The sequence below is a fragment of the Burkholderia sp. BCC0044 genome (assembly GCF_902832955.1).
Classification (GTDB): Bacteria; Pseudomonadota; Gammaproteobacteria; order Burkholderiales; family Burkholderiaceae; genus Burkholderia.
Genome location: NZ_CADFDO010000003.1, coordinates 282,179 through 293,507 on the forward strand (window position 1 = coordinate 282,179; position 11,329 = coordinate 293,507).

An 11,329-nucleotide genomic window follows, 5' to 3' on the forward strand; every position below is an offset into this window, starting at 1 on the left:
GCTACGCGGACGCCCGCAACGCGCGCTGCCCGGCCGCAAGTGCAGCGCCCGCGAACAGCGTCAGCGCCGAATACACGAGCCCGCGCGCGAGCCCCGCGCTGTCGGACACCCAGCCGATCGCGACCGGCCCCGCGATCTGCCCGAAGGCGAAGACCGTCGTGAATGCGCTGATCCCCTTCGCCCAACCGTCGGGCGGCAGGTTGTGCCGCACGAAGGCGGTCGTGGAGGCCACCGCCGACAGGAACGTCGCGCCGAACAGCAGGCCCGATGCGAACGCGGCCGCCGGATGCACGAAGATCGCCGGCATCAGCGTCGCGACGCCGAGCAACGCGTTGAGCACGGCGAGCGCCTGGCCGCCGCGCATCCGGTCGAGCAGCCCCGACCACAACCGCGCCGACACGACGGTCGCGATCCCGAGCATCACGTAGAACGCGGCGACCACCGTGCCGCTCATCCCCGCGCCGCGCAGCAGCGCGACGATGAACGTCATGTAGCCGATATAGCCGACACCGAACAGGCCGTAGCCGGCCAGCGCGAGCGCGGAGCGGGCCGGGCTCGCGGTCGTCGCCGGTTTCGCGCCGTCGGCCTGCTTGGCCGGTGCCGCATGTACGTGCTCGATGCGGCGTGCAGCCGACACGGCCACCGCCGAGAACAGCACGCACGCCGCCGCGAGGGCGAACCACGCCGGCTGCCAGCCGTGTACACGGTGCGCGAGCGTGGCCGGCACGAGCAGCGACGACGCGACGATGCCCCATCCGGTGCCGCCGTAATAGAGGCCGAGCAGCAGTCCCGCATCGCGCGGCGACGCGGACGCGAGCCGCGCGGCCAGCACGCCGCCGCTGATGAAGATCAGCGCGCTGCCGACACCCGTTGCGAGCCGCTGCGCGAGCAGCGCGTGCATGTCCGACGTGAGCCCGCCCGCGGCCATCAGCACGGCGGTCAGCCCACAGCCGGCCGCGAGCAGCGTGCCCGCGCGCCAGCGTCGCGACAGCAGCGGGAATGCGAGCGCGCCGATCAGGTAGCCGGCCGCGTTCGCCGTGTTCAACGCGCCGGCCTGCGCGAACGTCCAGCCGAGATCGGCCTTCATCGGCGGCAGCAGCAGCGCATATGAGAAACGTGCCAGGCCGAGCGCGATCGCGCTGCCGAGCGACAGGCAGATCGCGAGCCGCCACGCGGCCATGCGGCCGGGATCGGTCGCGCCGGCGTCCGGCCGCGAGCAGCCGTCACGCTCCGGTTGCGGCACTGCACGCATCGGGGTGTCTCCTTCGTTGTTCGATTGCGGGGCTTTCGCCGCCGTCGGTCGATCATACTGGAGCCGCCACGAACCGGCGCGCGACGGCGGCAAAAAACCGACGACCGGCGCGCCCGCTTCCCGCTCCCGGCGCGACGGCGGGAATACGCTGGAGGCCGGCCGACGCGGGCACGCACTACCGCCCGAGTCCGGCCGCAAACGCCGCAAGCAGCGCGCGCCCTTCGCGCCATTCGGCCAACCCGGAAGCCGCGTTCAGATGGCCGCGTGCGCCGAGCACAAGCGGCGTCGCGCCCTGTTCCGTTGCCCATTCGATCGCGCGCCCCGCCGGATCGTACGGATCGTCCGCGCTCGCGATCGCCAGCACCGGCACGCGCCCCAACCCGCCGTTCGGCAGGTGCGCGAACGCGGCGGCGGCAACCGGAAAGCGTGGCCCTTGCGGATCGGGCACGGCCACGAGAAACGCGCCGCGCACCGCGCGCGCCGAAACCGCATGCCAATGCGCGAACAACAGACAACCCAGCGAATGACAAATCACGAGCGGAGGCGCCCCGGCGTTCGCGACGGCCGCGTCCAGCGCCGCCACCCAGTCGGCGAGGTCGGGTGCCTCCCACGAAGCCGGCGCGATGCGCGCGGCGCCGGGAAACGCCGTCTCCCAATGACTCTGCCAATGATCCGGTCCCGAATTGCCGATACCCGGCACGATCACGATCGCTTGATCCATCACGCCCTCCGTCAACTGAAACCCGGAGTGTGACCACGCGTCGGTCGGCATGGAATGGCAAGTCATCGGTTATTGAGACAAAATGCCGATGAATCAACGGTACCGGAGGACCGTCATGCCGGACGAAGCACTGGATCGCCTGGATCTTGCGATCCTCGAAGCGCTGCAGGAGAACGCGCGAACGCCGCTGTCGGAAGTCGGCAGGCGCATCGGGCTGTCGCAGCCCGCCACCTCGGAGCGCGTCAAGCGGCTCGAGGAACGCGGCATCATCGCCGGCTACGGCGCACGCATCGATCCGGCGGCGCTCGGGCTGGGCATGATGGCCATCATCCGGCTGAAAACGACTCACGAGCACATCAAGCCGGCGCTGCGCACGTTCGCCGAGATGCCGCATGTCATCGAAGTCCACCGCATGACCGGCGAGGATTGCTTTCTGCTGAAGGTGCTGGTGCCGACACCGGGCCAGCTCGAAACCCTCATCGACGCGATTGCCCGCTTCGGCGCGGTCACGACTTCGCTGGTGCTGCGCTCGGAACCGACCAAGGCGATCGGAAAGGCGCTGCTCGGATGACGTGCGGATGTGGGCCGACTGCGTGACGCGTGCAATCAGCGGAGCGGTTCGAGCGCCGGACGATCACGCCTGCGATTTTCGTGAATGACATAAAACGCAGCAATCCGGGCAATTGAATTCAAATTAAAAATAACCAAATCTATTTCGTCGCTCCAGATTCAATTTTCTAACAAAATGATGTGCGTTTTGTCGCTCGTTTTATCCGTTTTTTCCAATATGTGAATCGCAAACACCCGTGTTTAGCACGTCTCGGCTAAAAACCTTGCAACGCATTGCTTTCGTCAATTCGTCCGACTAATATCGACGCCACTCGTCCGGCATTCACAAAATACCGAACGAGAAACGGCAATATTTTTTGGCCGTGCTTCATGTTGAATCACTCATGTTCACCACAGGAGAATTGACATGCAGGAAACCCAGCAAATCGAATTGCTTGACTGGATGCAGGAAGACACGCACCCCGAGGCCGTCGACATGATGGTCGAGGACGCCGTGGTGCCGTTCGGCACCGCGCTCTGGCCGGTCTGAGCGGGCCACCCGTTCTCGCGGAAGGGCCACGGCCCTTCCGCCGCTTCCGGAGATACGCATGCTGAACCTGCACCGCGCGCTCGGTTTTCACCCGGCACTGCGCGACAAGCTGGCGCGCGGCGAATCGGGAAAACTGCTGGTCGGCTACGACACCCGCAACCGCGACATCGCGTTGCGCGCCTTTTCCGCCCTGCCCGATTCGCTCGACGCGACCACCCTCTGCCTCGAAAACACCCCGCCCGCCGACATCGCCGCCGCGCTCGACGACGCCGACCTGTTCGTGCTGCTGTACGACTCGTCGTGCCTGCCGACGCCGTCGCCGAGCGGGCCGCCATTTCTCGCCGCGATCCGTCCCGCGATCGTCGAACACTGGAGCAAGTCGGTTTTATTCAAGGATTACGGCCCGCACCTCGACGAGGCGTTCGCCGAATCGCTCGACGACATCGCCGCGCGCAACGGCCGGCTGATCGACGCGGCCGCCCGCGCGTCGCAGATCCGCTTCATCGACGAAGCCGGCAACACGCTGACGGGCTCGCTCGCGCCGGACCAGAAATGGACGAGCGTGGACGGCATGGGCAACCTCGACGTCGTGCCCGGCGAGATCGCGACGCACGTGACCGACCTGAACGGTACCGTCGTGTTCAGCGGCACGTTTCTCGGCACCGTGCCGTTCGCGATCAAGTACAAGGTGGCCGAGCGGCTCGCGACGCTGCATGTCGAGCACAGCACGATCGTCGATTTCGACACCGACGATGCGGGCTTCCGGCGCGATTTCTCGACCTATCTCGACCGGCACGCGAATCACCGGCGGATCGAGGAATTCGGCATCGGCACGAACCTCGGCATCCGCGGCCTGTACGGCCGCAACGCGGGGTTCGAGGAACGTCACCCTGGGCTGCATCTCGGGCTCGGCGGCGGCGAAAACGGCAGCCACCATCTCGACCTGATCTTCGCGCGCGGCACGCTCGCGCTCGACGAGCGGATCGTGTTCGACGGCGCGTTCGCCGTCTGACGCAGCGGCGGGTTGCTCAGGCTTCGGCGGCCGCCGCGTCGCCGAGCCACTTGAACATCACGAAGCAGTCGACGAAACCGAGCCGCGCGTGACGGTATGCGCGCGGCAGCCGGCCGACGATCTCGAATCCCAGCTTCTGCCACAGCGCGACGGCGACCTCGTTCGTCGCGACCACCGAATTGAACTGCATCGCGAGAAAACCGTGTTCGCGCGCCACCTGCTGCGAGTGCTCGCACATCAGGCGCGCGACGCCGCGTCCGCGCGCGGCCTCGCTCACCATGTAGCCGCAGTTGCTCACGTGCTTGCCGGGGCCGGCCGCGTTCGCCTTCAGGAAATACGAGCCGAGCACCACGCCGTCCTCTTCGGCGATCCACGTGCAGAGCGGCGCGTCGAGCCACAGTGCGCGTGCCGCTTCCTGGGTCGGCTCGGGATCGAATGCATAGGTTTCCTGAGCAGCGACGATGGCGCGGTAGGTCGGCCAGAAGCGCGCGAAATCGTCGTCGGTCATCGGGCGGATCGTGATCATGCGGGTCTCTCGTGAGTGGGATGTCGACAGGCAGGACAGGCGAACGAGCGATCGTACCGCGATTCATCGCGGGTCGCCTTCTCTACGGGCTGTGCCGTGACACGCGCCCGGCGGCATGCCGTACCCGCGCTCGAACGCGTGCGAGCAACTGGATGGATCGCTGAAGCCGGGGCGCTCGGCCCCGACGCACACCCCTCATCGCATCATCGACACCGGCCATTCGGCCGAATCGTCATGCGCGATACCGGATGAAAGAATGGTCGTCGTCCGGGAGGCCGGCGCCACGCGCTGAAATCCCGAACGAGAGGAAGACGCCGCCTGCGCGTCGGCCACCCAGCCGTTGCGATGCGAACCGCTTCGTTCCCGTTACCCTTTTTGTAGCTTATAAGTTACAATGCTCTCCAAGTTCGAACTCCTTCGCTATCAGCGCGACGACGGTCGCGAGCCTTTCACCGAATGGCTGAACGCCGTCCGTGACAAGCCCGCGCAGGCGCTCGCGGATCCGCGAGCGCCTGCGCCGCGTGCAGACCGGCAACTTCGGCGATTGCGAGCCGGTCGGCGAAGGCGTGATCGAACTGCGCGTCCATGTCGGCGCCGGCTACCGCGTGTACTTCGGCCGGCACGGCGGCGCCCTGGTGCTGCTGCTGTCCGGCGGCGACAAGGCGAGTCAACCCGACGACATCAGGCGCGCGAAGGAACACTGGTCGAACTGGAAACGGAGGCAAACATGAACAAGCTCAAAGGCGCGGTATCGCACCACGACGCGGAAGTCGCCGAACTCGGCGCCGACCGCGAGCTCGCGGTCGCCTATCTGCGTGTCGCGATGGAATCGCTCGACGATCCCGACAACCGCGCGGCCGGCCTGCTCGCGCTGCGCACGGTCGCGGAAGCGTACGGCGGACTCGGCGCCGTCGCGGCCGAAGCCGGCATCAGCCGCGAATCGCTGTATCGCACGCTGTCCCCGAACGGCAACCCGACGCTGAAAACCCTGCTCGCGGTGCTCAAGACCGTCGGCCTGCGCCTGTCCGTCGTTCCCGCGCAGCCGTCGCACGCGTAACGGGCGCACGGCACGCGTGCCCCCTCACGGCTGAACCATCCACACGAGCAGCATCGCGTCCGGCGCGGTCGCCATCCCCGCCGGCGGATGCGCGATCGTCGGCTCGACCGCCAGCGCGTGCGCGATCGCCGTCGCATCGTCGATCGTCGTCGTGTGCACGATCGTCATCAGCCGCGCCGGCCGGCGCAGCGTCTCGCGATACAGCCCGCCGTACCACAGCGGCCGCGTGCCGAGCGCATCCTGCAGCACGTACGGATAACGCCACAGCCGCAGCACGAATCGCTTGTCCGGATGGGCCGGATCGACGCGGACGAACACGCGCCGCGTGCTTTCGCCATGCGTATAGCGCGGCAGCACCGGCAGCGTGTCGGCCGGCGCCTGCGGCAACAGCCAGCGCAGCGCGGTGGCTGGCGTCCACGGCGTCGCGCGCTGCCAGCCGGCCTGCGCGAGATGACGGTCGAGCGTGTCCGACGTCGCGCTCCATTGCAGCGGCAGATATTCCTCGCGGTCGCCGCCGATCTCGGTGCGCCGCGTCGGCACCCGCTGCCACCCGCCGCGCAGCCACTGGTCGACGGTCATCGCGACCACATCGCCGACATGCGGGCGCGCCGCGCGATCGAGCTGCCATTGCGCGGGAACCGTCCATACGCCGGCCGTCGCGAGCACGACGACGACCGCGACGAGCGCGCCGCGCGGCTGCACGTGCTCGCGCACGCGCCAGTACGCATAGGCGCCGGCGAGCAACGCGAACCACGCCAGCCCGAGGCTCCATCCGCCCAGTAGGCCCGACAACCACGTATCGCCGACGTACAGCCGCGCGAAGCCGCCGAGCACGATCCACAGCACGACCGCCGTCACGACCGGAATGCGCCACCGCGCGGGCCGGTCGCGCGCCAGCACCCAGCCGAGGCCGCTGCTCGCGAGGATCGCGAAGGCGGCGTCCGCATCGGGCAGCGGCACGTGCGGCGCGCCGGGCGGCAGGCTCGCGGGCGTCGCGCCGGGCACGCCCCCACCGAACACCGGCACGAGCACGACGGCGACGCCGACCGTCGCCAGCCACCATGCGGCCGTCAGCCAGCAGCGATGGATCATCAGCCACACGAGAAACGCGGCCGCGACGATCAGCCCCGTATCGTGTCCGTGCAGCACCGCAAGCGCGCTCATCACGGCGTCGGCGGGCGGCGTGCGCAGGTTCTGCAGGAATGCGTACAGCGCGATGTCCGCATGCATCAGCGGATCGTTCGCGACGACGTCCTGCACGATCCCCGCGAACAGCCACACGCAGCCGACGAACAGCAGCGCGAGCACCGGCACCGCGCCCGGCAACCCGCGCAGGGATGCGATCCCTTCATGCAACTGCGCGCCGAACCGCGGCCAGCGGCGCGCGCAGGCGTGCACGGTTTCGACGAGCGCGCGGCGCAGCAGCGGCCAGCCGCGCCGCAGCGCGACGCGCACGCCGATCCACACGAGCGCGACCAGCGCGGCCACGACCAGCAGGATCGCGGCGACCCGCACGCTGATCGCCGCGGCCAGCGCGGCCGACGCGCCGAACAGGATGCCGGGCGCGACGTGCACGGGCGCCCACACGAGCGCCGAGATCACGTTGACCGGATAGAACGACCGGCGCGGCAGCGTCGCGCAGCCGACGATGACCGGCACGACCGCGCGCACCGGCGCGAGAAAGCGCGCGAGCACGATGCTCTTCATGCCGTGACGCAGCACGAACTCCTCGCCGCGCGCGTACGCGCTCGCATAGCCGAAACGCGCCCACGCGTTGCGGATCATCCCGCGGTAATGCCGCCCGAGTTCATAGCTGATCCCGTCGCCGATCACCGCGCCGACGGCCGCGACGCCGATCGTCGCCCATGCGTCGAGCGCGCCCGCGCCGATCAGCGCGCCGGCCGCGAACATCACGGCGCCGGCCGGCACGACCGTGCCGATCAGTGCAATTGCCTCGGCGCACGCGGCCACGAACACGATCGCCAGCACCAGCAGCGGATGCGCGCCGATCGCGCCGATCCACGCGTGGATCGTCTCGCTCATCGCCCACTCCCGAACGGTGCGGCCCGGTGCGCGAACACCCGGCCGGCAGGGTCATTGGATACGTTCATCGCGGCAATGCGCGCGTTCGCGCCGGCGGCGGGTCGGCGGTCAATCGAACTCGTGCTGCCGCGCGTCGGCCTCGAGCGGCGCGTCGTGGTAACCGACCGTCGCGATCTCGTGCAGATAGCGCGCAAGAAACGCGCCGATCGAGCCGGCGGCCTCGTATTGATGCACGTGACGAAACTCGTGGGTCAGCAGGCGGCGCGTGTCCTGCCCGCGCAGCACGTACACCGCATGACCGAGCGTGAGGCCGATCGTCGCGGGCGACAGCAGCCCCGTGTCGTGGGCGATCGCGGCGAGCGTCGGCGTGTCGGGAAACGGCATGCGGTCGACCGCCATCACGCGAATCCGGTCCGGCTGCGCGACGCCCACCGTGCGCGCATCGTCGGCTTGCGCCGGCGTCAGCGGCGCGCCCTGCGCGAGCCCGCGCGCCGCCTCCGCTTCGGCCCAGGCGACGGCGGCGGGCAGGGCGGACGGCAGGATATCGGCAAGGTCGATCATTGCAGGCCTCCTCGGTTCGCGCAGATGGCATCGGGCACCAGTTTAGTCCCGAATCGGAACGGTTCGCGGGGCGGGTCCGGCGATGCCGCGCGTGCCCGCGTCGGCTGCAACGATCACCCGGGAATACCCTGATTCGCATGGGCTGCGCACGATACGCTTTCCCGTGAATTATTTCTTTTCAGTGCGCATTCCGCGATCAACCCGCTTGAAAATTTCTCGAACGCGTACCGTTTTCGCATTCGGCGGAATATATTGATCAGAGGAACGGCCGCGGCGACACCCGGACAGCAACGACCGCAACCCCGCGGCGTCATCCCGAAGAGGATCGCAGAAAGATGATCAGGGTAATTCTGGCTGACGATCACGCGGTCATGCGGGACGGACTGCGTCACATCCTGGAGAGGGCCGGCGGTTTCGAGATCGTCGGCGAGGCGAGCGACGGCTCGGGCACGCTCGCGCTGGCCGAGCGCGCGGCCGCCGACGTCCTGCTGCTCGACCTGTCGATGCCCGCGCCCACCGGCATCGAGCTGATCCGGCTGGTCAAGCGCCAGGCGCCGTCGCTGCGCACGCTGGTGCTGACGATGCACGCGGAAGCGCAGTACGCGGCGCGCGCGTTCAAGGCCGGCGCCACCGGCTACCTGACGAAGGACAGCGCGGCCGCCGAGCTCGTCGAGGCCGTCGGCAAGGTGGCGGCGGGCGGCATCTACGTGAGCCCGTCCGCGGCCGAAAGCCTGGCGAGCACGCTGCGCGCGCCGGCTCAGGCGCTGCCGCACGAGCGGCTGTCCGCGCGCGAGTTCGACGTGATGCGCCGCATCGTCGCGGGCCAGACCGTCACGCGGATCGCATCCGAACTCGCGCTGAGCACGAAGACGGTCAGCACGTACAAGACGCGGATCCTCGAGAAGATGGGGCTGCCGCACGAAGCCGCACTGGTCCGCTACACGGTGCGCCACGATCTCGACTTCGGGGCCGACGACGCATGATGGCCGCCTTCCCGCCCACACCCCCGCCGGACCACGACGATCCGGACACGTCGCGCCTGTTCATGTCGTCGCTGCCGCCGGACCGTCGCGAGCGGCGGCTCGCGCTCGCCACCGTCCTCGTATCGGCCGTGATCTTCGCCGCGCTCGCGCCGTTCGCGGCCATGCCGCTCGCGCCGGGCTGGGCGTTCATTCCGGTGTACCAGTCGGCGATCGTCGTCAACGACGTGGTGACGGCCGGCCTGCTGTTCGGCCAGTACGCGATCCTGCGCGAGAAGTCGCTGCTCGTGCTGGCCGGCGGCTACCTGTTCACGGCGTTCATGGCCGGCACGCACATGCTGACCTTCCCCGGCCTGTTCGCGCCGACCGGCCTGCTCGGCGCCGGCGAACAGACCACCGCGTGGCTCTACCTGTTCTGGCATGGCGGCTTTCCGCTGTCGGTGGCCGCGTATGCGCTGCTGCGCGCGACGTCGCGCGGACGCCCGGCCCCGGCCCCGGCCCCGGCCCCGCAGCGTCGTGCGGCGATTCCGGTCGTCCTCTGCATCGCGGCCGCGGCCGGCGCGACGGTCGCGCTCGCGCTGCTCGCGACCGCCGGCCACGACCTGCTGCCGCGCATCATGAGCGGCAACCGGATGACCGCGACGATGACGAAAGCGATCACCGTCGTCTGGGGGTTGAACCTGGTCGCGCTGATGCTGATGTGGCGGCAGCGGCGGCGTCACTCCGTGCTCGACCTGTGGGTGATGACGGTGCTCGTCGCGTGGCTGTTCGATATCGCGCTGTCGTCGATGCTGAACCACGGGCGCTTCGATCTCGGCTTCTACGCGGGGCGCGCGTACGGCCTCGTCGCGTCGGGCGTCGTGCTGTTCGCGATGCTGTTCGAGAACGGCCGGCTGCACGCGCAGACGGTGCGCGCGCTGGCCGGCGCACGCTACCAGCATCTGCTCGTCGTGCAGAAAGGCGCGCAGTTGAACGATGCGAACGAACGGCTCGAACAGCGCGTCGCCGCGCGCACCGCGCAACTGAGCGCGTCGAACCGCGACCTGCGGCGCGAAGTCGAGGAGCGCGTGCGCGCGGAACGGGCGCTGCAGACGTCGCGCGAGGAGCTGCGCGAAATCGCCGCGATCAGCGCCAGCGCGCGCGAAGCCGAGCAGCGCCGCATCGCGCGCGAACTGCACGACGAACTCGCGCAGTCGCTCGCGGCGCTGAAGAACGATCTCGAATGGCTGATCGACCGCGTGCCGCAGGACGACGCGTCGCTCGCACGCAAGATCGCGGCGATGCATGCGCTCGCGCGCGGCGCGGTGGCCGCGACGCGCCGCATCGCGTCGGACCTGCGCCCGCTGATGCTCGACGATCTCGGCTTCGCGGCCGCGATGCAATGGCTCGCGGAGGATTTCCGGCACCGTCACGGGATCGCCTGTTCGCTGCACGTCGAGCCGCCGGAGCTGCAACTCGACGAGCCGTATGCGACGGCCGTGTTCCGCATCGCGCAGGAAGCGCTCGCGAATGTCGCCCGGCACGCGGCCGCGTCGCATGCGAACGTCGAGCTCGTGTACGACAGCGAAGCGATCGCGCTGACCATACGCGACGACGGCGCGGGCTTCGATCCCGCGGTGCCGCGCAAGTCGGCTTCATTCGGGCTGGTGGGGCTGCGCGAGCGTGCGTATCTGGTCGGCGGCACGCTGCGGATCGCGACGACGCTCGGCGAAGGGACGACGGTGGAGGTCGAAATTCCGTTGTCGCCGTCACCCGTCGCCGCAGTGCATGGCGGGGACGGGGTTTCGCGGGGGTAGATCGGGGCGGCGGAAGCCGCCGCACGACGATGACTTAGTCGACCGCCTTCGTCGAGCGCGCCGCTTTCAGCATGCGCTCGAGTTCCGCGCGGACGTTGGCCGCATCGATGTATTCGCCGGTCCGCCGCGCCTCGTCACGCGATGCCAGCCCACGTGCGACAAACTCGCGCTGCGCGCGGCGGCGCGCAACGCCGTCGCAAGACATGTTCATCATCGTCACCTTCTTCATTGCCCGCTCCATTCGTCGCATGTGCACCGCATGGTAGCGCGCTCGGGTACTTG

Annotated in this window: 11 protein-coding genes and 2 pseudogenes; 7 read left to right on the forward strand and 6 right to left on the reverse strand. The window is 69.1% G+C overall.

Annotated elements, in window-relative coordinates; genetic code table 11:
- Position 1: 1 nt before the first annotated feature.
- Together HWX14_RS18240 and HWX14_RS18245 are read right to left on the reverse strand one after the other, a co-directional pair.
- A complete protein-coding gene (locus tag HWX14_RS18240) occupies positions 2-1,252 on the reverse strand; it encodes a YbfB/YjiJ family MFS transporter (protein WP_175883836.1) in 1,251 nt (416 codons plus the stop codon).
- A gap of 175 nt (positions 1,253-1,427) precedes the next feature.
- Entirely contained in the window at positions 1,428-1,973 is a 546-nt protein-coding gene (locus HWX14_RS18245) for an alpha/beta hydrolase (protein ID WP_175883837.1), read from the reverse strand.
- Positions 1,974-2,088: 115 nt separating this feature from the next.
- On the opposite strand from HWX14_RS18245, the gene HWX14_RS18250 reads away from it, so the two are divergent.
- The 3 genes from HWX14_RS18250 to HWX14_RS18255 all read left to right on the forward strand — a co-directional run bounded on the left by HWX14_RS18250 (position 2,089) and on the right by HWX14_RS18255 (position 4,084).
- A complete protein-coding gene (locus tag HWX14_RS18250) occupies positions 2,089-2,544 on the forward strand; it encodes an Lrp/AsnC family transcriptional regulator (RefSeq protein ID WP_059580088.1) in 456 nt (151 codons plus the stop codon).
- 405 nt (positions 2,545-2,949) lie between these two features.
- Positions 2,950-3,072 (forward strand): hypothetical protein, encoded by a 123-nt coding sequence (locus tag HWX14_RS36780; protein ID WP_006479692.1) that lies wholly within the window; start codon positions 2,950-2,952, stop codon positions 3,070-3,072.
- 58 nt (positions 3,073-3,130) lie between these two features.
- Positions 3,131-4,084, forward strand: coding sequence for a leucyl aminopeptidase (locus HWX14_RS18255; RefSeq protein WP_175883838.1), 954 nt, complete (start codon positions 3,131-3,133; stop codon positions 4,082-4,084).
- Positions 4,085-4,100: 16 nt separating this feature from the next.
- On the opposite strand, the gene HWX14_RS18260 is transcribed toward HWX14_RS18255, so the two are convergent.
- The gene (locus HWX14_RS18260) at positions 4,101-4,610 is read right to left on the reverse strand and encodes an N-acetyltransferase (protein ID WP_175883839.1); all 510 of its coding nucleotides are present in this window, start codon (positions 4,608-4,610) and stop codon (positions 4,101-4,103) included.
- A gap of 394 nt (positions 4,611-5,004) precedes the next feature.
- On the opposite strand from HWX14_RS18260, the pseudogene HWX14_RS18265 reads away from it, so the two are divergent.
- Together HWX14_RS18265 and HWX14_RS18270 are read left to right on the forward strand one after the other, a co-directional pair.
- Positions 5,005-5,341 (forward strand): annotated as a pseudogene (locus HWX14_RS18265) (type II toxin-antitoxin system RelE/ParE family toxin).
- Positions 5,338-5,667 (forward strand): transcriptional regulator, encoded by a 330-nt coding sequence (locus HWX14_RS18270; protein ID WP_006479699.1) that lies wholly within the window; start codon positions 5,338-5,340, stop codon positions 5,665-5,667. The pseudogene HWX14_RS18265 and the gene HWX14_RS18270 overlap by 4 nt, the downstream one beginning before the upstream one ends.
- A gap of 24 nt (positions 5,668-5,691) precedes the next feature.
- Here the strand turns inward: HWX14_RS18270 and HWX14_RS18275 are convergent, their stop codons facing one another.
- Positions 5,692-7,710 (reverse strand): LssY C-terminal domain-containing protein, encoded by a 2,019-nt coding sequence (locus HWX14_RS18275; RefSeq protein WP_175883840.1) that lies wholly within the window; start codon positions 7,708-7,710, stop codon positions 5,692-5,694.
- Positions 7,711-7,818: 108 nt separating this feature from the next.
- On the reverse strand, positions 7,819-8,271 hold the full coding sequence (locus HWX14_RS18280; RefSeq protein WP_175883841.1) for a hypothetical protein: 453 nt from the start codon (positions 8,269-8,271) through the stop codon (positions 7,819-7,821).
- A 335-nt stretch (positions 8,272-8,606) separates the two neighbouring features.
- Here HWX14_RS18280 and HWX14_RS18285 point away from each other — a divergent pair, with 335 nt between their 5' ends.
- Positions 8,607-9,254, forward strand: coding sequence for a response regulator transcription factor (locus tag HWX14_RS18285; RefSeq protein WP_175883842.1), 648 nt, complete (start codon positions 8,607-8,609; stop codon positions 9,252-9,254).
- Positions 9,251-11,047 (forward strand): sensor histidine kinase, encoded by a 1,797-nt coding sequence (locus HWX14_RS18290; protein WP_175883843.1) that lies wholly within the window; start codon positions 9,251-9,253, stop codon positions 11,045-11,047. Before HWX14_RS18285 ends, HWX14_RS18290 begins: the two co-directional genes overlap by 4 nt.
- Before the next feature lie 34 nt (positions 11,048-11,081).
- Here HWX14_RS18290 and HWX14_RS18295 read toward each other — a convergent pair.
- Positions 11,082-11,243, reverse strand: a pseudogene (locus tag HWX14_RS18295) (prevent-host-death protein); the annotation flags it as partial.
- Positions 11,244-11,329: the final 86 nt, after the last annotated feature.